This window comes from Phenylobacterium sp. (assembly GCF_030697925.1).
GTDB lineage: Bacteria > Pseudomonadota > Alphaproteobacteria > Caulobacterales > Caulobacteraceae > Phenylobacterium.
This window is the reverse complement of record NZ_JAUYOJ010000091.1, coordinates 20,365-42,057: the sequence shown is the minus strand read 5'-3', so window position 1 is coordinate 42,057 and position 21,693 is coordinate 20,365. Positions and strand designations below refer to the sequence as shown.

18 protein-coding genes and 1 pseudogene are annotated in these 21,693 nt (G+C 66.6%); 7 read left to right on the top strand and 12 right to left on the bottom strand.

Annotation, left to right across the window (positions count from 1 at the left end):
• Positions 1 to 239: 239 nt before the first annotated feature.
• Positions 240 to 353 (top strand): annotated as a pseudogene (locus Q8Q88_RS08520) (IS5/IS1182 family transposase); the annotation flags it as partial.
• 35 nt (positions 354 to 388) lie between these two features.
• Here the strand turns inward: Q8Q88_RS08520 and Q8Q88_RS08515 are convergent.
• From Q8Q88_RS08515 to Q8Q88_RS24740, 5 genes are all read right to left on the bottom strand, one after another.
• A complete protein-coding gene (locus Q8Q88_RS08515) occupies positions 389 to 829 on the bottom strand; it encodes a toxin-activating lysine-acyltransferase (protein WP_305674764.1) in 441 nt (146 codons plus the stop codon).
• Between the two features lie 14 nt (positions 830 to 843).
• Complete coding sequence (locus tag Q8Q88_RS08510) at positions 844 to 6,663, bottom strand: calcium-binding protein (protein ID WP_305674763.1); 5,820 nt, start codon at positions 6,661 to 6,663, stop codon at positions 844 to 846.
• 17 nt (positions 6,664 to 6,680) lie between these two features.
• Positions 6,681 to 7,946, bottom strand: a complete 1,266-nt coding sequence (locus Q8Q88_RS08505; RefSeq protein WP_305674762.1) for a hypothetical protein — start codon at positions 7,944 to 7,946, stop codon at positions 6,681 to 6,683.
• A 226-nt stretch (positions 7,947 to 8,172) separates the two neighbouring features.
• A complete protein-coding gene (locus tag Q8Q88_RS08500; protein ID WP_305674761.1) occupies positions 8,173 to 9,294 on the bottom strand; it encodes an HlyD family type I secretion periplasmic adaptor subunit in 1,122 nt (373 codons plus the stop codon).
• A gap of 197 nt (positions 9,295 to 9,491) precedes the next feature.
• The gene (locus Q8Q88_RS24740; protein WP_371129833.1) at positions 9,492 to 9,668 is read right to left on the bottom strand and encodes a helix-turn-helix transcriptional regulator; all 177 of its coding nucleotides are present in this window, start codon (positions 9,666 to 9,668) and stop codon (positions 9,492 to 9,494) included.
• Between the two features lie 427 nt (positions 9,669 to 10,095).
• Between Q8Q88_RS24740 and Q8Q88_RS08495 the strand changes: the two genes are divergently transcribed.
• Positions 10,096 to 10,746 (top strand): cysteine peptidase family C39 domain-containing protein, encoded by a 651-nt coding sequence (locus tag Q8Q88_RS08495; protein ID WP_371129834.1) that lies wholly within the window; start codon positions 10,096 to 10,098, stop codon positions 10,744 to 10,746.
• Between the two features lie 334 nt (positions 10,747 to 11,080).
• Here Q8Q88_RS08495 and Q8Q88_RS08490 read toward each other — a convergent pair whose 3' ends face one another.
• On the bottom strand, positions 11,081 to 12,001 hold the full coding sequence (locus Q8Q88_RS08490; protein ID WP_305674760.1) for an integrase family protein: 921 nt from the start codon (positions 11,999 to 12,001) through the stop codon (positions 11,081 to 11,083).
• A 313-nt stretch (positions 12,002 to 12,314) separates the two neighbouring features.
• On the opposite strand from Q8Q88_RS08490, the gene Q8Q88_RS08485 reads away from it, so the two are divergent.
• Positions 12,315 to 12,914 (top strand): HD domain-containing protein, encoded by a 600-nt coding sequence (locus tag Q8Q88_RS08485; protein WP_305674759.1) that lies wholly within the window; start codon positions 12,315 to 12,317, stop codon positions 12,912 to 12,914.
• Here Q8Q88_RS08485 and Q8Q88_RS08480 read toward each other — a convergent pair whose 3' ends face one another.
• Positions 12,915 to 13,766 carry a TraB/GumN family protein gene (locus Q8Q88_RS08480; RefSeq protein ID WP_305674758.1) on the bottom strand — a complete coding sequence of 284 codons (852 nt, stop codon included), beginning with the start codon at positions 13,764 to 13,766 and terminating at the stop codon, positions 12,915 to 12,917.
• A 51-nt stretch (positions 13,767 to 13,817) separates the two neighbouring features.
• The gene (locus tag Q8Q88_RS08475; protein ID WP_305674757.1) at positions 13,818 to 14,855 is read right to left on the bottom strand and encodes a 2'-deoxycytidine 5'-triphosphate deaminase; all 1,038 of its coding nucleotides are present in this window, start codon (positions 14,853 to 14,855) and stop codon (positions 13,818 to 13,820) included.
• A gap of 140 nt (positions 14,856 to 14,995) precedes the next feature.
• Here Q8Q88_RS08475 and metZ point away from each other — a divergent pair, with 140 nt between their 5' ends.
• A complete protein-coding gene (metZ, locus tag Q8Q88_RS08470; RefSeq protein ID WP_305674756.1) occupies positions 14,996 to 16,180 on the top strand; it encodes an O-succinylhomoserine sulfhydrylase in 1,185 nt (394 codons plus the stop codon).
• Between the two features lie 152 nt (positions 16,181 to 16,332).
• Here metZ and Q8Q88_RS08465 read toward each other — a convergent pair whose 3' ends face one another.
• A complete protein-coding gene (locus Q8Q88_RS08465) occupies positions 16,333 to 17,403 on the bottom strand; it encodes a hypothetical protein (RefSeq protein WP_305674755.1) in 1,071 nt (356 codons plus the stop codon).
• 42 nt (positions 17,404 to 17,445) lie between these two features.
• The gene (locus Q8Q88_RS08460) at positions 17,446 to 18,261 is read right to left on the bottom strand and encodes an amidohydrolase family protein (protein WP_305674754.1); all 816 of its coding nucleotides are present in this window, start codon (positions 18,259 to 18,261) and stop codon (positions 17,446 to 17,448) included.
• Positions 18,262 to 18,342: 81 nt separating this feature from the next.
• Here Q8Q88_RS08460 and Q8Q88_RS08455 point away from each other — a divergent pair, with 81 nt between their 5' ends.
• The 3 genes from Q8Q88_RS08455 to Q8Q88_RS08445 are packed head-to-tail and all read left to right on the top strand — an operon-like array spanning position 18,343 to position 19,737.
• Positions 18,343 to 18,774: a MarR family winged helix-turn-helix transcriptional regulator gene (locus Q8Q88_RS08455; RefSeq protein WP_305674753.1), complete on the top strand. Its 432-nt coding sequence runs from the start codon at positions 18,343 to 18,345 to the stop codon at positions 18,772 to 18,774.
• 55 nt (positions 18,775 to 18,829) lie between these two features.
• Positions 18,830 to 19,333, top strand: coding sequence for an isoprenylcysteine carboxylmethyltransferase family protein (locus Q8Q88_RS08450; RefSeq protein ID WP_305674752.1), 504 nt, complete (start codon positions 18,830 to 18,832; stop codon positions 19,331 to 19,333).
• Positions 19,330 to 19,737 carry a YciI family protein gene (locus Q8Q88_RS08445; protein WP_305674751.1) on the top strand — a complete coding sequence of 136 codons (408 nt, stop codon included), beginning with the start codon at positions 19,330 to 19,332 and terminating at the stop codon, positions 19,735 to 19,737. The genes Q8Q88_RS08450 and Q8Q88_RS08445 overlap by 4 nt, the downstream gene beginning before the upstream one ends.
• 12 nt (positions 19,738 to 19,749) lie before the next feature.
• Here Q8Q88_RS08445 and Q8Q88_RS08440 read toward each other — a convergent pair whose 3' ends face one another.
• Together Q8Q88_RS08440 and argF are read right to left on the bottom strand one after the other, a co-directional pair.
• Positions 19,750 to 20,664, bottom strand: a complete 915-nt coding sequence (locus Q8Q88_RS08440) for an Hsp33 family molecular chaperone (RefSeq protein ID WP_305674750.1) — start codon at positions 20,662 to 20,664, stop codon at positions 19,750 to 19,752.
• 71 nt (positions 20,665 to 20,735) lie between these two features.
• On the bottom strand, positions 20,736 to 21,674 hold the full coding sequence (gene argF, locus Q8Q88_RS08435; RefSeq protein ID WP_305674749.1) for an ornithine carbamoyltransferase: 939 nt from the start codon (positions 21,672 to 21,674) through the stop codon (positions 20,736 to 20,738).
• Between the last annotated feature and the right edge of the window lie 19 nt (positions 21,675 to 21,693).

Below are 21,693 nucleotides of genomic sequence, written 5' to 3'. Positions count from 1 at the left end.
ACGAACCGAGCCACGCGATCCCGAAGATCCAGAGAATACGGCCGACCCATCCAAGCTGGCCTCCTGCCCAGCCTGGACCTTGAATCATGATCCGCAGATATCCGGAATCCCGATTCAGCTAAGAGCGGTCACGCTCTAGGCGAGGTGCGGTGGCGTCTCGCCAGCGGGCCGCGATCGGTGCTCACCGTCGTCGTGTGTAGGTGCCGCTTGGGCCCTTCTGCTCCTAGAGTTCACACGGGCTCGGACGAAACCGGCGCCTGGCCAAGGACTTCGAGACCACGCTCGAAAGCTCAACCGCATGGCTCTTCATGGCTGCCGTTCAGCTCATGACCCGAAGCCTCGCAACCCTCTGATCAATATCAGAAACATTATGAGTCAGACTCTAAGATTAGGTGGTCGCGGGATTGAATGTAGAGACGGTCCGCCGACCGTCCTTGACGTGGTGGAACTTGAAAGCCTCCCCCTTGAAGACGGTGGCGGCGAGGTCGGCGAGAATCTCGGCCTGTCCCCCAAACGGAGCCACGAGCTCGATCAGCCACGCGCGATCGCCGTTCTGCCACTCATCGGGCCGAAGCCTGTTCGCACCAGCCTCGAGCCGCTCCTCGGTCTCTGGCGAAACATAGGCCCAGAGTGCGACGGCCGCAGGCGAGGTCGGCCCGTTGTAGATTCGGAATTGTTCCAATAGCAGGGCCGGCATGCAGAACCATTCCAGGTCCCCGATGAAGAGCTGCTTGTGGCTGGGCGACTGGGTCATGAGCCAAGTCACCTCGCCAAGCACCTGGGACACGGTCTTCTGGGGTTGAGCCGTCGGAGCTTCGGGGGCTGACATTAGGTCTCCGTGCGCTAGAGCGCCGCGACAGAACGATGGGTGGCCGCTGGCTTGTGCCATGACCCCGCAGCCAATACCCCGCCTTCGGAATCCTGGCCACCATGTCGCCAGACGGCCGGCGGACCGCCCGCCTCGTCGACGAAGCCCGCCACCGCTTGGCGCAGGAGTTGTTGGCGGCGCGCGAATTCCGCGTTCGGCGTAGGCGAGGTGGCGCTCTCGCCGGGCCCGACCTCGTCGTGCGCCATCTCCGCCATCAGGGCGGCGAGCGCGCCCTGGCCGAAACCGGCGTCCGCGGTCGCGGACCGCCACCAGCCCGTAGCAGCTCCGCCGCTCGTCGGCGCCTCGCCCATGCCGCCCTCGACCCCGGCGTGACTTGAAGGCGCATCGGGGGCGTCGATCCGGGCCGCAGGCAACCCAGCGGGCGTGCCCCCAACGCTGGCGATGTTGTTGACGGCCAGCCCGACGACGCTGTCGCCGACGCCCGGATCAGTCTCGATCGAAGCTATCGCCGCAGCCGACGACGCGCCCTTGGGCTTGGCTTCGCTCGGCCGGTCGGCCGACGCGGGTTTTGCGACCAGAGCGTCGATCATCGCCTGGTCCGTGGGCTTGAGCTTCTGTTGCTCCTTCCACTCGGCCGCCTTGGCCGGATCGAGTTTGTGCTCCCAAAGCTTCTTGGTCACGGGATCGATGTCGTCGTGATCGGAGAAGTCGACCTTTGCGGCGGCGACAACCTGATCGTAGCTTAGGGTCCGCTCCTTGAGCCCCTTGCTGGGATCGTCGGTCTTTCCCGCCTTGGTCCGGGCGTCTGATTTGGCGTCGTTGGTCACACGGCCAAGCACGCCATCCTCGTCCAGATCGCCCCACTCCTTCTGGTAGGCGCCGGCATACAGCCCTTCGGAATTGATCAGTCTCCGGGCCAAGGCGACGTCATAGGCGGTTCCGCCCTTCCCATCCTTCGTCGTGTAGCTGAGCGTGTTTTGAACGAAGCTCTCGGCCGTGAGATCCTCGGAGTAGCCGGTCGCCTGGCCCTTGAGGTTGATCGAAGTGATGCCCGCTTGGCTCAGGCTCTGGAGCTCGGCCTTCGTGGAGCGGCCATTCTGGTTCTTGTCGGTCCAGACGAGGAGTTTGCCGAAATCCTTGTCCTTGGCGTCCAGGACACCGTCGGCATTGGTGTCCCAGGCGATGAGGCCTTCGAGATCGGTTTTCGCGCCCGTCTTGTCCTGGGTGAACGAGATTTCGGAGAGCTTGTTGATCGATCCGTCGCCGTCACGATCGACGGCTAGGAAGCCCTCGCTCGGTCCGGCCCAGGCAACCCGTGACAGGGCGCCCGATGCGGTCTTGGCGACGACCCGCGTCTCGTTGATTGAGGAAATGTCCAACCCGTCGCCGTCCAGGTCCAGGATGATCGGCGCGTAGTTGGGATAGTTGGAATACTCGATCACGTTCCAGGGCAGATCGAGCTTGCGCAGGTCGATGGCGACCCCACCCGCCGTCACGAATTCGACGACGTTGTCGCCATAGTGAGAGAGGCCGGTGTCGATGTTGAGGTACTTGGTCCCGCCACCCCCGACCAAGACCTTGTTGGAGACCTGGCTGGCGGTGAGACTCGGATTGGCAGCGTCCTTAAGTCCGATATAGAGCGAGCCGTTCATGACCTCGTAAAGGAGATCCTCGGCCGCCACATTGGGGCCGTAGACAATGGTGTCCTCGCCGCCGGCATCGCTGATGTAGTCGAATTGGGCGCTGGAATCCCGATCGACGCCATAGCTGTCGTCGCCGGTCGAGCCGTACATGAGGTCGCTGCCGCGGCCGCCGACAAAGACGTGAGAGATTTGCTCGATGCCGGAACTGCGGGCCTTCATCGTGTCATCGCCGTTCATGCCGAACAGCAGATCCCCATAGCCGGCGGTCCCGTTCATCGTGTCGTTGTTGTCGGTGGACGCCACGCCGTTCAAGGCTTGGTCGAGGTCCAACTTGGCGACGCCGCCCAGGTCCAGCGTCTTCAGCTTCGGCACATTGGCGTTGGCCCAATTGCCGGCGATGCGCACCTTGTCGGTCGTGCCGCGAACGTAGATGTCGAGATAGCCGCCCGCTCCGCCGGCGGTGCCGATAATTAAATCTTGGAAGAGGATGTCCTGGCGCAGAGACAGCGTATTCCAGCCATTCGCATCCTCGTTAATTACGTCGCTGCCGTCGCCGCGATTGAAGATGAAAGTGTCGGCGCCGGCGCCGCCAGCCAGGGTGTCGTTACCCCGTCCGCCGATGAGGACCTGGACTCCGTCTCCGGCCGAAAGGTTGTCGCCGTAGGTGGAGCCCGACACCCCTTCGACCTTGACGTAGGTGTGTCCGGCCGCGAGGCCGCCAGATCCAAACCCGTCGGTAAAGCCTGTTCCGGTATAGCCTCCGATATTCAGCGTCACCCCCGCCGCGGCATCGGCATAGTCGACAAAGTCGCGGCCCTCGCCGCCGTCGAAGATGTCGGCCCCCGCCGTCGCGAGCAGCCAATCGTCGCCCGCCAACCCTTGCACGTGGTTCGCCGCGGCGTCGCCCTTGAGAAGGTCGTTGAAGCGCGATCCGGTGACATGGTCGACATTGCTGAAGGTGTCGCCCTCCGCATCGCCGCCGAACACCTCGTGGGTGCCCAGATTGACCACGACGCCGGCCGTCGAGCCCGCATAGGAGAGCGTGAGATCGGCGGCCACGTCGCCGGTGATCGAATCCGCGCCTGCGCCGCCTTCAAGGATGTCGGCTCCGGTTCGACCGTTGAGAGTGTCGGTTCCCGCACCGCCCTTGAGCACATTGGCGCCGGTCGTTCCGGTGAGTTGGTCGGCGCCGGCGGCGCCCGTGGCGTTCTCGATGCTCGTCCAGGCGTCGCCATAGTAGCTGGTGGACGCGAGATCCACGGTGACGGCGACCGCCCCGAAGCGCTCGAAATTGATCGTGTCGTTTCCGGCGCCGCCGTCCATGTAGTCGTAGACCGCGCCACCATCGCCATTGACGAGGAAGACGTCGTCGCCGCCCTCCCCGGACATGGTGTCGTTCCCGGCCTTCCCGGAGAACGAGTCGTTGCCGTCGCCGCCATAGTGGACGTCGTTCCCCGCCCCGCCGGACAGATAGTCGTCGCCGAGATCGCCATAGAGCGTGTCGTTGCCGGCGCCCCCGAGGGCCACATCCTGGTCCTTCCCGCCGAGCAGCAGGTCGTCGCCCCCGGCACCGTCCAACCAGTCCCAGCCCATCCGACCTTGCAAGGTGTCGTTGAAGGCCGACCCGACCGCGATATCGTCGCCGCCGGAATAGGTGGCTCCGCCGACCACGGCGTAGTCGTCGATCACCAGGCCGGCGCCTGCGCTCGACGCGTCCTTGAAGTTCGCGCCGGCCATATTGGCGGTGGAGTCCCAGGCCAGATATCCGGCGCCCGGCGCGCCGAAGAACTCCGTTGAGGGAAGGAGGATGGAGCGGCCGTCAGGCGCGGCGGCGCTGAGCGGCGCGAACAGGCCGATCCCGAGACCGGCCGGCGCGACGGCGAACTGAATGTTCGACCCTTGCGTCGAAACCTGGATGTCCTCGTAAGCCACGCCGACGCTGGCTGGCTGGAAGCTATCAACGAAGCCGCGGAGGCCGCCATAGAAGTCCGACGCGGCGAATTGGTCCAACTTGAGCTCGGCCGCCCGCAACAGGGTCACGGCCCAGGCCCCGGTGAACGCCGAGGTCGGCTCGGCCTCGATCGTGCGGTTGATCAGCTCGGCGTCCGATAGGTACTTGGTGTATTGGGTCGCGACGTCGAGATCGCCCGAGAGCGTCAGCATGTCGGGCGCCTGGCTGTTCAGCAGGGCCCGCTTCATCAGGAGCTGGCCCCCGACAATCTTCGTATTGCGGAGCGCCGTGAGCGTGCCGAATTCGATGGCCTGATCCGGGGAGCTGAAGTTCGTCTGGACCCCGTTGATCTTGACGTAAAGTGCCGACCCCGTATGGCCATAGCGCTGGTCGGTCGCCAGGCCGTTGAGGTTGGAGACGTATCCTGTCCCTTCGCTCGATGCGATGACCCGGGTCATGTTGTTCAGCGTGTCGCGGGCGGCGACCGCCATCGAGGTGACGAGATCCACGTTGCCGTTGTTGGCCGAGGTGATCGTGCCGAGTTCGTAGCGGGCATACGGCACCTGCAGCACGGTCTCAGCGGAGGCAGACGGCACCTTAGGCTTCTTGCGGCCGAAGAGGTTGCCGATCAGGGCGCCGAGCACGAATCCGACGAGCGACCCGATTCCCGGCGCTATCAGATTGAAGGCGAGCGACGCGGTGTTGAGCCCACCGAGGGCCGTAGAGATGGTGCCGGCCAGCGATGTCGAGATTGCGGCCCAAGCCCCGGCGGACGCGCCGAGGGACGAAAGCATGGCCGCTGCCTGGGTCTGCGGCTTGACGATGAGGGCGCCCAGCTTGGCGCCGAAAAAGGATCCGACCGCATTGGCCACCAAGAGGCCGGCGCCCGGCTGGGTGACCGGCTTGCCGTCGGCCCCGATCAGCTCGGTGCCGTCCGGATTGTAGACCTGGACGCGCTGCGAGAAGAGCTCGTTGGCCTTGAAGCCGCTCCAGATGTTGTCGACGCCGAAGTTCTGAATGTTCGAGAGCGCCGAGCCGACCAGCGAGCCTCCGACGGTGCCGAACAGTTCGGCCCCGAAGCCCTTCATGCCCAGGGCCGTGCCCAGCTCCATCGCCAGGAGAGAGGAAGTTGTGCCGATCGCAGCGGTCTTGAGGTTGGTGAAAAACTCCTGGCCGAAGTCATCGAGCACGGCATCGACCACCTGCTCGACGCTGCCGTTCGGACCCCTCAGTAGGACCGGCTTGTTGAACCCGCCGACCACGATGGCCTGACCCAGGTTCTGCCCGATCGTCTGCATGAAGCTGGTCGAAAGCGTCTGGACCATCGGGTTGCCGCCGCCCAGATAGCTTCCGATCGACGAGCCGAAAATGCCGCCCAGGGTCGATCCCATCTGGTAGGTCGCCGGATCAATCGCGTTGTCCAGCATGAAGTCGTAGTATTCTCGGAGCTTGGCCTTCTCGAACGGCGTTAAGCTGTCGAGGGTCTCCCCTGCGGACATCTTCTGATACTGGCCGCTTACGACCGCGCCCTCGAGGTCGTTCAGGAAGCGGCCAGTTCCATCTAAGAAGCGGCCCGCGCCATCCGTGGCCGCGGCTTCCGCCCGGCGTGCCGCGATCGTCATGTCGAGGACCGGAAGGCCAAGTCCCAGCATGTCGAACAACCGGGCCCGATAATAGAGTTCAGAAGCGTATATTTTCCCCTGGCGGAGATATTCCTGGGGATTGCTGATCATCAACGCAGAATCGGGCGCAAGCGGCGTTGCGTTGAGGAGTCTCGTCTTTACATCGAGTTGGACATTCTTAAAGTCAACAAGAGCTTGAATGGGAATGGTCTGGAGATTCCCCAGAACATCCAATTCGTTCCAGGTTTGCAGAAATACGAAACTGTTGAGGTCGTGGTGGAAATAGGCCTGATCCGTGGCGCGAAGATTGGCGTAGAGCGGGACATCTGTTCCGAGCGTGATCACTTTGGTCGAACCGTCGGTCCAGGTGACGGTGAACGGACCGGGCTGCGTCGTCGCGAAGTAGTTGTCGTAGGTCGCCTTCGTGATGCGCAGGTTGCGCTTCTCCAGTACGCCGAAGGCATAACCCCCGCCGCCGAAATAGCCGAACACCTGAGGTATAGGTTCGTAGCCACGGCTAATGGTGCCTGTCCCGCCGCCAGGTAGGGTCACGGTCGTTTTGCCCGCGGGCATGCGGTTGAACGGCGTCGTGACATCGGCCGAGTAGGGCAGGGGCATGGTCGCGTGTCCCGCGTCTAGCTGTTGGGCGGCAAGGAGGGATCGAGGACGATCGGCGGGTCGGCGAAGGTGATCGCGGCTCGGCCCAAGCGCTGGGGCTTCATGCCGCTGCGTTGGACGACGAAGCCGATCTCTCGCGGCGGAAACAGAGGCGGTTCGGAGATGGCGCCGAGATCGGAGGCGACGAGCGTCGTGCCGGCGGCGTCGGAGCCGACGGACCCGAGGAAGCGCTCATGATCTTCGAGGATGACCTGCGGCCCGCTTGCCCCGACACGCACCACGATCTGCGCGAAGGTCTCAGGTTCGGCCAGGGAGCCCCTGGTGTTCGAAATGAGTAGCTCGCCGTTAGCCGCTGTCCCGACCAGATAGCCGTTGTCGGTCAGCAGATGGCTCGGGAGCGACGGCTCGATGCGAGTCGGCAAGGCCCGGCCTCGCGACAGGTGGCTCAGATGGATGTGCGGATTGTCATCTCGCTGGCCGAGACCAAGGTTTGGCAGGGACCAGCCGATCTCGCCGTCTGCGTCACGGACGGACCGAACCAGCGCGGGCCCTGATCGGAAATAGAGACCGCCCTGCTCGTCGTACGCGATTGTGAGACCGCCCTGATAGGCTTGCTCCGCCAGGCGCGCTTCGCGACCTGTCGCGAGATCGGTTTCGAAAAGGGCCATCGGCTTCAAGGCGCGATTTTCGGGCGGCATCTTGGCCATGCCCGGCGCCGGCGGAGCCAGGACGTCCCGAAAATAGGCGAGCTTTCGCCCGTCGGGAGAAAATGCCGGGGCCGCGTAGAGACGTCCCGGGGCGGAGATGACCCGAACGGCGCGACCGCGAAGGTCCGTGATCCAGATGGCCGATACCCCGGTATACTCGCCGGTGTCGGACGGCAGCGAGGCCACGAACGCCAGCTGCTTGCCGTCCGGCGAAAAGGCGGGTTGGGAGAGTTCGATCCGCCGCTCGGGATGGCTGAGGACGCGGCCCTTGCGTGTCGCGATGTCGACGAGATCGAGTTCGTTGACCGGGCGGCCGGCGGTCGCCGATACGAAGAGCGCGCCATCGGGCGACACCGCCACGCCCTTTCGGAACAGATGCAAGGGCGGATGTCCTCTGTTTTCGGTCAGGGCTCGGGCGCGCACCATGCCCTGAACCGAGTTCCACGCGGGGCTGGCGTCCGATTGCGGCGGATCCCGCCCTTGCGACGGCGCCTCCGCCCGGCAGCCGGAAATGGCCGTACTACTCAAGGCGAGGATGATGGTCCAGGCCGCCAGCCAGGTTCTCGTCAACGTCACGACGAAGCTCCCGGTCGATCACGGTCAGACGCGGGCTTCTGTTCGGTCGGACATGGCCTGGGGACGATCAACAGCCGGCCGGCTTGGCCCGCCCGCGCGCCGGGCTGATAGATGTGCTGAGCACCGCAACTGGCCGCCGCGGGATCATTGCTGGCGCACGCCGTCAACGTGAGCGCCGACAGCAAGGCAGGGGTGAGCGTCCATCGAAACCGGCCTGTGGAGGCGGTCATGGTTCCCGCCCCGCCTCTGACACCGATTTGGCGATGGGGGACCACAGATAGTCGATCACCCTGCGGCGGCCGGTCACGATCTCGGCGGTGGCGGCCATGCCGGGGGAGAGGCGCATTGTTCTACTATTTGTTGCATCGCCGACGCCCGTCAACCGGATTCGCGCGGGAAAGACCAGCCCGCGTTTTTCGTCCACGACGGCGTCGGGAGACACGTGTTCGAGCACCCCCTTGAGCGTGCCGTAGCGCGTGAAGGGATAGGCCTCGAGCTTGACGGCGACCGCGGCGTCGGCTCGCAACGCGCTGATGTCCTTGTTGAGGACCAGACCCTCCAGGACCAGGCGCTCGCCGTCGGGGACGATGGTGATCAAGGTCTGCCCGACCTCGGCGACCTGACCCAAGGTGGTCACCGACACCTCCTGCACGATCCCTGAGACCGGCGCCGTGAGGGTTTGCAGCGCCTGGCGCTGGTCGGTCTTGCGCACCGCCGCACCCCGCGTGGCGACGATGGCCTCCGCCTCGGCCCGTTCCAGGGCGGCCTGGCCGGCAAACCCTTCCGCGATCTGGGCCAGTTCCCGGTTCAAGGACGCGACCTGGGCGAGGGCCTCGTCTCGGCGGGCCTGCTCGGCGCGCAGTTCCTGACGCAGGGCCACCGCGCGCTCCTGCTCTTGGATTAGCCGCAGCTTCGACGAATAGCCTTTCGCCGCCAAGGTCTCGTAGGCTTCCCGTTGCCGCGACGCGAGCGGGATCGTCTGCTCCAGCTTGGCGATATTAGCGTCCGCCAGCCGAACCGTCGCTGCGCCCGCGGCGCGGCGTTCAAGGACGCCGCCTCGGCGCGCCTGGTACTCCCGGATGGACGCGTCGATATCGATGAGGCCGTCGGCTTCGCAGGCCGTCACGCAAGCGGCCGTGAATTGCTTCGACACCGAAGCGATATAGAAGACGGTCTTGGGCGTGAGATGATCCGCCTCGGGGCCGATCCTCGCCCGCCCGATGCTCGTCCAGGACGTCACCTTGTTCCTTGCGAGCACCGCGGCGATGACGCCTGGGCCGGTCTCATCGCGGCTCCATGGCCTCAGATCGAAATCCTGGGCAGCCAAGAGGTCGCAAGCATCCTTCATGATCGCCGCCCCTCGATTTGCGATGTTTAGTATCGACGCTCGGTCGGCATGTCTGCAACGGGTCGCGAACCGGCTTTGTCCGCATGCCGGAGGGCGGGGGTTCACGTGTAAGTGGGTCGGGACGCCTGTGGTCACGAAAGAGGGACCAGCGGGTCGTAGCGCTGGTCCCTAAGTGGCTCCGTCAGGAACCGGTGTTGCTATCGAGCGTCGATCCGCTCCTGAAGCCAGTCGAGCACTTCCTGTTCGACCCACCCGACCCTTCCAGTGCCCAGACGTACCCTTATGGGGAATTGTCCGGCTGCCTCCAGGCGGGCGATGTGCTGCGGGCTGTACAAGACTATTTCGCGAACGGTTTTCTTCGATAGTAGCTTCATCGCGAGCTCCCGTAAGAGAGCGTCGCGACGCCCGGTTAAGCCCGAGCAAGCAACCATATCAGCGCCGTTTCGTACTTGGCGAGCGCCTCGCGTTTCTCGTCGAGTCGGTCGTACCGGTCGTAGATGTCATCGAGAACGGGAGGCGCGTGGTTGATGAGCACCTCCGACACGTCCCGCGAGACCTTCAATCGGGCCATGTTGGAACGGAACGTCCGGCGCAGATCACGGGCCTGCCAGCCGCCCTTCGTCCGCTAGACCACGCGGGGTGCGCGGTAATCACCCACCGGATTCCGCTCGCCCGATGTCTCAACCTGGAGTAAATCTCGCCAGAGTTGCTTCTGGGGATCGTTACAATTATGGGGGTCGCGCGCCCCGCCGATACCGCCGGCGGCAATGACAATTTTGCGGCGACCGACAGCGGCCTTCACTGCCTGGTCCTCCTGCTCGGCACCATCAGATTTCCGCCGACCCGGCCCAGTTGCGACACTCGCTCGGCAAGTCGGGCCCCACCGAACCGCCGGATCTGGTCAGATTGGCCAAGCGGCTTGGCGCGCGGGCCAAGGCGACCCGCGTCACCATCGAAAAGCTGCAGAACACGCCCCTTCCGGCGATCGCCTTGGGCCGGGACGGAGCCTATTTCCTGATCGGCGCGGTGCGGGAAGACGCGGTCCTCGTGCAAGGGCCTGCAACGGCCCCACAGCGCCTTACTTTCGAGGAACTCAGCCAGGTTTGGTCAGGTCAGCTGATCCTCCTGACGACCCGCGCTGACCTGCCGGGTGGCGCGAAGTTCGACGTGACCTGGTTCATCCCGGCGCTGGTGAAGTACCGCGGTCTCCTGGGCGAGGTTCTGCTCGCCTCGTTTGTCCTGCAGCTCTTCGCCCTCGCGACGCCGATGATCTTCCAGGTGGTGATCGACAAGGTGCTGGTGCACCATTCGCTCACCACCCTGGACGTTCTGGCCATCGGTCTGATCGCGGTCGTCACCTTCGACGCGGTGCTCGGGGGCCTGCGCGCCTACCTCTTCACCCATACGACGAGCCGTGTGGACGTGGAGTTGGGCGCAAAGCGTCGGTCATGAAGTCCCGAGAAGCCATTTACGATGTGGATCCCGAGAGCCTCGGCGGCCCATTCAATCGTGAGGTCATAGTTTGTGGTGAACACCCAGGGAGCTGATTGCCCTGGTTGACGACTACCCTGCAGTCGCGCGAGCAGTTGCACGTAGGGTTCGAGGAGTTCCTGTGCTGCCGCGGCTGAACGATCAGCCCAGAGATCGGCATTGAGCATCGCGGCCGCAATTACGGCTCGGCGAACCGAGCTGATGTGAAGATCGCCAAGGTTCTGCTTGGCGATCCAGCGCGACGTGACGAGATTCTCGCGCTCAATAGAACAACCATGCTTGATCCCGACCGTCTCTATGTTGGCCAGCCGCTTGTGCCCGACATCTCCATCACCTCGGCCTTCAGTTTGGGAAGGGCGTGGTGGGTCATGTGCCCTTCGCCCCACCGGCCGGGGAAGAAGTGCGTGGCGTTCCCCGAAGGGAACCCGCCGAGCACGTGCTGGGCGAGAGGCGCGACCGGGATGGAATGATCCCGGCCATTTTTCACGTGGGCTCCGGGGATGGTCAGAATTCCGTCCTTGAGCCACTCGCGGGCGATACAGACCGTCTCGCTGTTCCGGGTGCCCCAGAGCATCATCAGGCGGAACACGGAGCGCGGAAACACTTCTGCAGCGTTCCAGACGGCAACCAACTCCTCATCAGACAGAACCCGGCTGCCCCTATTGTCCCGACTGGGTGGCTCATAACCCTCCATCGGCGAGTGCTTGATGAAACGACGCGGAGGCCGCGTGCACCATCGAAGGAAGGTGCGCACGGCCCGATAGGCGTGCAGCTGTTCGGAAGGACGGTCGGCGAGCTTGTTGAGGGCGCGCTGTACGTCAGTGTCGGTCAAATCCGCGAGCTGTCCTCCATCGAGCGCCTTGAAGTGGAGCTTGAGAAGCCTGCTGACCTGGTATTTGGTTCGCGGTGAGCGACCCTGATAGTTCTCCTCTAGGAACATTTCCCTGGCCTTGGCGAAGGTCATGCTCGCGGCCTTCGGTTCGGGCGCCGTCGAGAGAAGCCGCTTCGCTTCCGCGCGTGCTTCGGCGAGCGAGACTTCGTCGAACTTCCCGATGGTGATGCGCTCACGAGCACGACCGCGCACCACGATGTAGGTCTTGGAACGAAGTCCAACTCGAACGCCGAAGCCCGGCGTCGTCGTGTCCATATACGACACGTATTTGTCGGTGGGCTTGAGGGCCTTCACCGAGAGCTCGGTCAACTTAAGTCGGGCCATCCAATTGGCTCCTTTCTGGCTCACAAATCGAATGTGCAAGAGCCAGAACCCATGTTCTCACATGAGCGGATCCGTAGACCGAAAAGTCAACGGGGATAAGGGATTGGTGCAGGTATGAGCAGCTATGAGAAGCGAGAAATCTAGCTTGGGAAGCTGACGCTCTACCCCTGAGCTACGCCCGCATGCGGTCCGCCTGGGCGGCGGCCGGGGGCGGAACATAGACGGGAGATCGCGCGGGGCCAAGCGCTCTCGTTGACCTTCGCGCGCCCTCGCCGCACCATGGCCTGAACAACGATAACGTAGGGAGGCCGCCATGGCCGACGACGCCACCCCCGACGCCGCCAAGTTCCACGCCATGACCGAGGGCACCCTCGAGGACTGGATGGCCATCGGCCGGGCTGGCGCGCCCTATCGCAACGAACTGCCCGACCGGATGCTGGCCCACCTGAAGATGCTGGAGGCCGATAGCGGCGGCTTCGCCGTCACCCGGCTGGAGCACTCCCTGCAGACCGCCACCCGCGCCTTCAAGGACGGCCGCGACGAGGAATATGTGGTCTGCGCCCTGGTGCACGACATCGGCGACATCCTGGGGCCGTCCAACCACGCCGAGATCGGGGCGATCATCATGAAGCCCTACGTCTCGGAGCGGAACTTCTGGATGATGGACAAGCACGGCATCTTCCAGGGCTACTACTTCTTCCACTATCTGGGCCTGGACCGCGACATGCGCGACCAGTTCCGCGGCCATCCCGACTTCGAGTACACCGCCCAGTTCTGCCACCAGTACGACCAGAACAGCTTCGACCCGGCCTACGAGTCGATGCCGCTGGAGGCCTTCGAACCGATGCTGCGCCGGGTGCTGGCCGCGCCCAAACGCTCGATCTACCGGCGGGAGGAAGTCGCCGACGCCTGACTATTGGATGCGGCGGACCTCGTAGCCCCGGGCGGCCAACAGGGTCGGCAGGCCGTCGTCGCCCACCATGTGCAGGGCGCCGACATTGACCAGATGGACCCCGCCGGGGGCGGCCATCTCGCGCTCCAGGGTCTCCGCCCAGGCGAGGTTCCGGCGGCGCAGCAGCATGTCGTAGAATTCGGGGCTGGCCTGGCGCATGCCGTCCACCAGGCCAGGGCCCAGCCGCGTCATGTCGCCGGCGATCCAGGCCTCCTCCAGGGAGGGCTCGCGGCGGCGGACCGGCGCCGAACGCTCGCGGATCACGTCGGCCAGGTACTGGACCTCCCCCGGTTCGGAGAGGCCCGCGAACATCCGGATCTGGTCCTCCAGGGTCTCGAAGGTCCGCACCGTCTTGGCGGCCTGCTTGGCCTGGCGGGTGACGGCGAGGTCGGCGCCGTCCTCCACGGTCCGGCCGCGCTGGGTCATCGGCTGCGTCGATAGCATCAGGGCGGCGACCCAGGGGCGCAGGCGATCGATCCGCTCGATCGGGACGCGGCTGCGCGCGAGCAGCGGCATCAGCGCCTTCAAGTCGTGACTGGCGAGCTTGCTGCTGAGCCGGCGACCATCGTCGACGCCGTAGCGGGCGACAAGTTCGACGAGGGCGGGCGGATCGGCGGTGGTGAGGTCGGCTTCGAACCAAATAGTCTGCGCGCGGTCGTACGCCGCGTCATAGGCCGGCGTGCGCCAGGCTGCGCCTGGAGTCAGCACATGCATGGCGCCGAACAGGTAGATCTCGGTGTCGGCGTCGCGCGCCAGCCACATGGCCGGGGCCGCGCCAGCCCATCCGGGCAGGAGGCTCAGGAGGAGCGCCACGGCGCTCGAGATCGCCGATAAACGCCCCACAGGCCCCCCTGGGGCTGAAGCCTACGACCAGACCTTGAAGTGCTTTGATAGCTTCAAACCCTGGCGCTGGTAATGCGACCCCTGGTCGCCGTAGAGCCGGGCGGGCTTCTCCGTGAGCGGTTCGTAGACCAGGCGCGCGACCGTCTGGCCGTCCTCCAGCAGGAACGGGGTCTCGTGGCTGCGGACCTCCAGCACCCCCTTGGAGCCGACGGCCTTGGCCTCCTCGGTGCCGAAGCCGGGGTCGAAGAAGCCGGCATAGTGGACGCGGAACTCGCCGACCGACGGGTCGATGGGGGTCATCTCGGCGGCCTGCAGCACCGGGATCTCCACCGCCTCCTTGGAGGCCAGGATGTAGAACTCGCCAGGGTCCAGCAGCAGCTCGCCCCGACGCGGGAACAGCGGCTCCCAGAAATCCTTCGGGTCGTGGCCGTCCACATGGTCCATGTCGACGACGCCGGCGTGGCGGCGGCCGCGGAACCCGGCGATGCCGTCGGTGAGGTCAGAGAGCTCGACCCCCACGCTGCGGATCGAGAGCTTGGGCGGGACGCCCCGCTTCAGGCGAAGCTGGTTCAGCCGGGTGTTGGTCCGAACCAGGATCGAGAAGGTCTGGGGCGCGACCTCGATATAGGTCGGGCCGGCATAGCCCTCGGCCACGTCGTCGAAGGCCACGGAATTGTTGGTCAGAAGCCTCACGAAGACGTCGACCCGGCCGGTGGAGCTCTTGGGATTGGCCCGCGCGGACACCCCCGGCGGCAGGGCCAGGCCCTCCTGTAGCTCGGCGATATAGACGCAGCCGCGCTCCAGCACCGCGCCCTTGGTCAGGTCCAGCTCGTGCATGGCCACGTCGGCGATGCGCTGGGGCACCGTGCGGCCCAGGCCCGGCAGGAAGGAGGCCCGCACCCGCCAGGCGCGCGCGCCCAGCCGCAGGTCCAGGCTGGCCGGCTGGACCTGGTCATGGTCGAAGGGGAGGACGGACGTGATCGCCCCGCTGGCGATCAGGTCGTCGATGGATTGGCAGGGCAGGATGCCGGCGGCGTCCTTGGATGGGGTGTCGGTCATCGGGGCGACACTCGCCGCCCGCTACGAGTCTGGCAAGGCGCAGACCGCGTTCGCCTGCGGGCCGCGACAGTTTTTCCGCTGTGGCGGCGGTCGTTTTCGCCGGGTAGAAGGCCGTGCCCTGTTTGAACTGGAGACCCCCCATGGCCGAAGATCCGCGCGACTGGCAGCAGGAGACCAAGCTGGTGCGGGGCGGCATGGCCCGCTCGCCCTATGGCGAGATCTCCGAGGCGATCTTCCTGACCCAGAGCTTCGCCTATGAGAGCGCCGGCGCCGCTGACAGGCGCTTCTCGGGCGAGGACCCAGGCTTCATCTACCAGCGGTTCGGCAACCCCACGACCCAGATGTTCGAGGATCGCCTGGCCCTGCTGGAGGGCGCCGAGACTTGCCGCGCCACGGCCTCGGGCATGGCCGCCGTGCACGTGGCCCTGCAGGGCCTGGTGCGGGCCGGCGACCACGTGGTGGCCGCGCGCGCGATGTTCGGCTCCTGCCGCTGGATCGTCTCGGAGTGGCTGCCGCGCTTCGGGGTGGACGTGACCTTCGTCGACGCCACGGATATCGAGGCGTGGAAGAACGCGGTGCGCCCCAACACCAAGGCCTTCCTGGTGGAGAGCCCGGCCAACCCGCTGCTGGAAGTCACCGCCATCGGGGCGGTGGCCGATGTGGCCCACGCGGCCGGCGCCAAGCTGGTTGTCGACAACGTCTTCGCCACCCCGATCTTCCAGAAGCCCTTGGCGCTCGGCGCCGACATCGTCGTCTATTCGGCCACCAAGCATATCGACGGCCAGGGCCGGGTGCTGGGCGGGGCGATCCTTGGCGCCGAGCCGCTGATGACCGAAAGCTACAAGGACATCCTGCGCCACACGGGCCCGGCCCTGTCGCCCTTCAATTCCTGGGTCCTGCTGAAGGGCCTGGAGACCTTGGAGCTGCGCGTTCGCCGCCAGACCGAGAACGCCGGCAAGGTGGCCGACGCCATCGCCGCCCATTCCAAGGCCAAGCGGGTGATCTATCCCGGCCGCCCCGACCACCCCCAAGCGGCGATCATCGCCAACCAGATGAGCGGCGGTGGCAATGTGGTGGCCTTCGACCTGGGGAGCCGCGAGGCGGCCTGGCGGTTCCTGGACATGCTCGCCATCGTCGACATCTCCAACAACCTGGGTGACGCCAAATCGATGGCGACCCATCCGTCCACCACCACCCACCGCTCGATGCCCGAGGAACAGCGCCTGGAGATCGGCCTGACCGAGGGCTGGGTGCGGATGAGCGTCGGGCTGGAAGGCTCCGGCGACCTGGTCCGCGACGTCAGCCGGGCGCTGGACGCGGCGTAGGGGTCCGATCTGGCCGGCGAAGCCGGATTCGAACCATGAACCTCACGAACGACACGAACAGGGCAGACCCCGACGGTCGGTGAAGCTGCGCGTTCGTGCTGTTCGTGAGGTTCGTGGTTCCTGCCTTTTGGAGGTTCGCAGCTGCGCCGCCGTCAGCGCCGCGACGTCGTCCTCAGCCAGTCCAGGATCTCCGGGTTCAGCTCCCGCGGGTAGGTGTGGCTGAGGTCGGCGATCTCGCGATAGGTCACCGCGGCGCCCGCCGCCGCCAGGGCCTCGCGAGCCTGGCGCGCCACGTCGATGGGGAACATCCAGTCCAGCTCGCCGTGCGCCAGATGGATCGGCAGGCCCCGAATCCGATCGGGGTCGGCGATCTGGGCGATCATCGGGTGGAATGAGGCGGCGATCGGGGCCAGGTGAGTGAAGGGCGAGTCCCGCTCCAAGCCGGTCACATAGCTGAAGGTCCCACCATCGCTCAGGCCGGTCAGCAGCAGGCGGGCGGGATCGATGTTCCATTGGGCGCGCACGCCCTGCACGATCCGATTGAGGTTCGGGGTGTCGAGGTCGGGGCCCGCCAGGGCCCAGGTCCCTCCGACGGCCGTGGGGGCGATCAGGACAGCCCCGTGACTGCGGGCGTCGCGCAGCCAGCTCCACAGGAAGGCCCGGCCATTGCCGCTGCCCCCGTGCAGCGCCACCACCAGCGGCCAGGCGACATCCGGCGTGTAGGTCTCCGGGACGTACATGGAGAAACCGCCTCGCGAGCCGGGCTCGTTGTCGACGTGCATGACGCCGGTGTCCGGACGCGGCGGCGCCTGGGCGAAACGCGCCTGCAGCTCGGCGTCGCCCCGCGCCGCCGGATCGAGGAAGAAGCGGCTGACCGGGGGCAGGACGGCGGCCAACGGATAGAGCGCCTCCTGGGCGCGCGGCGGGTGGCGCAGGGCGCGGAAGATCGCCTGCAGGTCGCCCGCCTCTCGCAGCTCGTCGAAGGCGGCCAGGGCCTCGCCGCCGGCGGCTTCCAGCGGACCTCGAAGCTGGTCCAGGTTCTCGGGCCAGGCGGCGAGGCGGCCGAGGGCGGCGCGCAGATCGGCGTCCCGCCCCTCGACGGCCTGCATGACCTGCGGCAAGTCCGGCGGGTTCAGGTAACGGGCGACGAAGCCGAGCGCCTCCAGGGCCTGGAGCAGGGCCGGCGCCACGACGGCCAGGTCTTCGAGCTCATGATCTTCCACATCCGCCTCCCGCGCCCGGTCACCCTGACCGCCGAGGCGGCCCTAGGCCAGCCCGAAAACCCGCCGCGCATTGCCGCCCAGGAACAGGTCGCGGGCCTGGTCGTCGAGGCCGAGCTCGTCCAGCCGTTCCAGGCAGCGCTTGGGCGAGAGCATCGGCCAGTTGGTGCCGAACATCACCCGCGTGCGGCCCTGGCCACGCATGAACTCCACCAGGGCGGCCGGCAGCCGGTGGACGCTGTAGGCCGAGGTGTCGACATAGAAGTTCGGGTACTTGCGGGCGAGCGACAGCACCTCCTCGACCCAGGGATAGCCCGCATGGCCGCCGATCACCTTGAGTTCGGGGAAGTCCAGCAGCACCTCGTCCAGATAGGGGATCGGCCGGCCCGGCTCGGAACGGCAGAGGGGACCGGTGTGGCCGATCTGGGTGCAGAACGACACGCCCGCCTCCACGCAGGCCACATAGACTGGATAGTAGCGGCGGTCGTTGGGCGGCAGGTCCCACAGCCAGGGGACGATGCGAACCCCCACGAACTTGCCGCCCGCCGTATGCTCGCGGATAGCTCGGACCGCGCCCATGGGATCGTTGAGGTCGACGCTGACCAGGCCTCGGAAACGGTCGGGCGCGGCGTCGACCATGGCGGCGACCTCGTCGTTGGAGATCAGGTCGCCCTTCGGGCCATGCCAGGCCGACAGCAGGGCGATCTCGACGCCGCCCGCGTCCATGGCCGCCAGGGTCTGGGCCGCGGTGGTGGCCATCCGCTCGCCGGTCTTGCCGGTCCAGCGCAGCAGGGTGGCGAGCCAGGGCTCCTCGGCGAACCGTTGCGTGGGCATCTGAGCCCAGACGTCGACAGCGCCCATGGCGCGGCTCCTTCCATTGCTTCACTAGTGAAGTATATCGGAGCATTGAGCCGCCTTGTCAACGCAAGATAGGGTCGCCCTATGAGCGCCGCCAGCGACCACCGCGTCTTCCACCTGCTGCAACTGGCGGCCCACCGGGTGAAGACCCACGCCGATCGCAACTCGCTGGCCAAGGCCGGGGTGACCGCCGCCCAGGCCGCCGTCCTGCACGTGCTCTCGCGCACCCCGGGCGCCACCCAGCGGGTGGTGGCCGAGCAACTCCAGCAGCAGGAGTCGGCGATCACAGCCATGGCCGCGCGGCTGGCCGACGCCGGCCTGCTGGTCCGCACCCCCAGCGCCGTCGACCGCCGGGCCTGGGCGTTGAACCTGACCCCAGCGGGCGAGGCGGCGCTCAGCGGCTTCCGCGCGCCGCTGGACGAACTCAACGCCACGCTGACCGAGGCCCTGGGTGGCGACGCCCAGGTGGACGCGTTCGCCCTGTCGCTGAAGGCCATACTGGACGCCGATCTATAAGCTCCACTCGTGAAGCACATCATGGCATGATCCAGGCGTCGCGCGAGATCACCCCATGTCCCGCACAGAGTCGCTTCTCGGATCCGCCGCCTTCCTGATCCTGGCGCCCGGCACGATCGCGGGACTACTGCCCTGGCTGATCCGGCGGTGGTCACCCCCCTCGCCGCTGCTGGAAGGACCGCTGCCGACGCTGGCAGGCGTCCTGCTCTGCCTGGCCGGTCTCGCGGGCCTGATCGCTTGTTTCCTGCGCTTCGCCTGGCAAGGCCGCGGCACGCCGGCGCCGATCGCACCGCCGGTGGTCCTGGTGGTCACCGGCCTCTACAGGCACGTGCGCAATCCGATGTACGTGGCGGTGACAGCCCTGATCCTCGGCCAGGCCCTGGTCTTCGCGAGCCCCTGGACCCTGGCCTATGGGGCGGTCATCTGGGCGCTCTTCCACGCCTTCATTCTGACATACGAGGAACCAACCCTACGGCGCAGCTTCCCCCATCAGTACGGCGCATATGTGAGCAATGTCCCGCGCTGGCTCCCGCGCCTGAAACCCTGGAGTCCTCCATGAGACCCGCGCTCGCCGCCTCGATCCTGGCCCTCGCCGCCACTCCGGCCATGGCCCAACCCGCCACTCCGGCCACGATCCCGACTATCTATGTGATCCACTACAAGACCGGTCCCGCCTGGCTGGTCGGCAAACCCTTGCGCGACCAGCCGATGGGGCCGCACGGCGCCTATATGCGAAAGCTTTTCGCCGAGGGCCGGATGCTGGCCGCCGGGCCGACTGTGGACGCCGAGGGCGCCGTTCCCCTGGTCGACGGCGGAGTGATCCTGCTGCGCGCGGCCAGCCTGGACGAGGCCAAGGCCGTCATGGCCGCCGACCCGGCCATAACCGCCGGCCTATTCGTCGGCGAGGTCCGCACTTGGCGGGTGGCGTTCTCGAAGGGCGAGCCCCTGGCGCCGCCTTCCTAGAGCAACGGGGGCCTAGGCCGCGGCGATGGTCTCGGGCTCGACCACATAGACGGTGGAGCAGTACTCGCAGGTCACCCTGATCTTGCCGTCGGGCTCGACCATGTCGGCCTGTTCGTCGGCGCCGAACGAGCGCAGCACGCCCTCGATGCGCGTCTGCGAGCAGCGGCAGAAGGCCTGCAGGGCCTTGGACTCGAACACCCGCACCCCGTCCTCATGGAACAGGCGGAACAGCAGGGTCTCGGCCGAGATGGTCGGGTCCAGCAGCTCGTCCTCGCCGATGGTCTCGAAGAAGGCCTGGGTGCGGCGCCAGGCTTCGCCGTGGGAGCCGCGCGCCTCGTCCTCGGCGATGTTCTGAATCAACATGCCGCCCGCCCGCCAGTGTGGCCCATCGCCGGCGTCGGCCTGGCCCACCGCCAGGCGCACCCGGGTGGGGGTCTGCTCGGACTGGGCGAAGTATTGTTCGGCGCAGAGCGCCAGGGTCTCGCCCTCGATGGGGGTGACGCCCTGGTAGCGGTCCATGTCCGCGCCCTGGTCCACGGTCATGATGAACACCCCGCCGCCCAGCAGGGTCTTGGCGCCAGGACGGATGAAACCCTTGGCCGCCTCGGCGACGGCGTCTGGGTCGAAGCGGCAATAGCCGCGCAGGGCGCCGGAGGTGTCGTAGTCGGCCACCACATAGCGAACCGGGCCGTCGCCCTGGGCCTGGATGATCAACCGGCCCTCGAACTTCAGGCTGGAGCCCACCAGGCCCGCCAGCGCGCAGGCCTCGCCCAGCAGGTTGGCGACCGCTTCCGGATAGGCGTGGGCCCTGAGGATCGTGTCGACGGCCGGACCCAGGCGTACCAGACGTCCGCGCACGGTTTCGCCCTCGATCTGGAACGGGGCGACAAGGTCGTCAGGAGCGATGGGCAGCGGCGAGTTCGGCATGGTGCGGGGATATAGGGCGACGAGCCCGCGTTTGCGAGCGCGGCGTTCCGTCGCCCAAACCGACTGAAGTCCTACCCGATCTTCCCGAAGCACCAGGCCAGGATCGACTTCTGGGCGTGGATGCGGTTCTCCGCCTCGTCCCAGACCAGGCTGCGCGGACCGTCGATGACCGCGTCGGTCACCTCCTCGCCGCGGTGGGCCGGCAGGCAGTGCAGGAACACGCTCTCCGGTGCGGCCAGGGACATCAGGGCCCCGTCGACCTGGTAGGGCTCGAGCGCCTCCAGGCGTTCGTCATGGTCGGTGTCGCCCATCGACACCCAGGTGTCGGTGATCACGCAGTCGGCGCCCTCGACGGCGGCGCGCGGGTCGTCGGTGGCCTCAACCTGGCCCTGCTCGGACTGGGCGCGGGCCAGGTCCATGAGGTCGGGATGGTAGATGGCCGGGCTAGCGATCTTCAGCCGGAAGCCTAGCTTTGGGGCGGCGTGGATGAAGCTGGCGCAGACATTGTTGCCGTCCCCGACCCAGGCCAGGGTCTTGCCGGCCACCGGCCCGCGATGCTCCTCGAAGGTCATCAGGTCGGCGAGGATCTGGCAGGGGTGGCCCTTGTCGCTGAGCCCGTTGATCACCGGGATGGTCGAGGCGTAGGCCAGCCGCTCGACGTCCTCGTGGCTGTTGGCGCGGATCATGATGGCGTCGACCATCCGCGAGAGCACCTTGGCGGTGTCCTCGATGCTCTCCCCGCGACCGAGCTGCATGTCGCTGGCCGTGGAAATGATCACGTCGCCGCCCAGTTGGCGCATCGCCGCGTCGAAGGAGAAGCGGGTGCGGGTCGAGTTCTTCTGGAAGATCATCGCCAGGGTGCGTTCCGAGGCCGGGGCGTCGGGGTCGACGCGGCCCTGGGTCCAGCCGCGGCGGGCGGCCTTGCGGGCGGCGGCGTCATCCAGGATGGCGCGCAGGTCGGCGCCGGAGAGCCGCCAGAGGTCGACGAAATGTCTCACGGGTTGGGTCATCTGATCCCCCCAAATGCCG

Bases quoted from the DNA above. Each gene is read 5' to 3' on its own strand.
- Q8Q88_RS08515 (WP_305674764.1), bottom strand. From the start codon at position 829: ATGTCAGCCCCCGAAGCTCCGACGGCTCAACCCCAGAAGACCGTGTCC.
- Q8Q88_RS08510 (WP_305674763.1), bottom strand. From the start codon at position 6,663: ATGCCCCTGCCCTACTCGGCCGATGTCACGACGCCGTTCAACCGCATG.
- Q8Q88_RS08500 (WP_305674761.1), bottom strand. From the start codon at position 9,294: ATGAAGGATGCTTGCGACCTCTTGGCTGCCCAGGATTTCGATCTGAGG.
- Q8Q88_RS24740 (WP_371129833.1), bottom strand. From the start codon at position 9,668: ATGAAGCTACTATCGAAGAAAACCGTTCGCGAAATAGTCTTGTACAGC.
- Q8Q88_RS08490 (WP_305674760.1), bottom strand. From the start codon at position 12,001: ATGGCCCGACTTAAGTTGACCGAGCTCTCGGTGAAGGCCCTCAAGCCC.
- Q8Q88_RS08485 (WP_305674759.1), top strand. From the start codon at position 12,315: ATGGCCGACGACGCCACCCCCGACGCCGCCAAGTTCCACGCCATGACC.
- Q8Q88_RS08475 (WP_305674757.1), bottom strand. From the start codon at position 14,855: ATGACCGACACCCCATCCAAGGACGCCGCCGGCATCCTGCCCTGCCAA.
- metZ (WP_305674756.1), top strand. From the start codon at position 14,996: ATGGCCGAAGATCCGCGCGACTGGCAGCAGGAGACCAAGCTGGTGCGG.
- Q8Q88_RS08460 (WP_305674754.1), bottom strand. From the start codon at position 18,261: ATGGGCGCTGTCGACGTCTGGGCTCAGATGCCCACGCAACGGTTCGCC.
- Q8Q88_RS08455 (WP_305674753.1), top strand. From the start codon at position 18,343: ATGAGCGCCGCCAGCGACCACCGCGTCTTCCACCTGCTGCAACTGGCG.
- Q8Q88_RS08450 (WP_305674752.1), top strand. From the start codon at position 18,830: ATGTCCCGCACAGAGTCGCTTCTCGGATCCGCCGCCTTCCTGATCCTG.
- Q8Q88_RS08445 (WP_305674751.1), top strand. From the start codon at position 19,330: ATGAGACCCGCGCTCGCCGCCTCGATCCTGGCCCTCGCCGCCACTCCG.
- Q8Q88_RS08440 (WP_305674750.1), bottom strand. From the start codon at position 20,664: ATGCCGAACTCGCCGCTGCCCATCGCTCCTGACGACCTTGTCGCCCCG.
- argF (WP_305674749.1), bottom strand. From the start codon at position 21,674: ATGACCCAACCCGTGAGACATTTCGTCGACCTCTGGCGGCTCTCCGGC.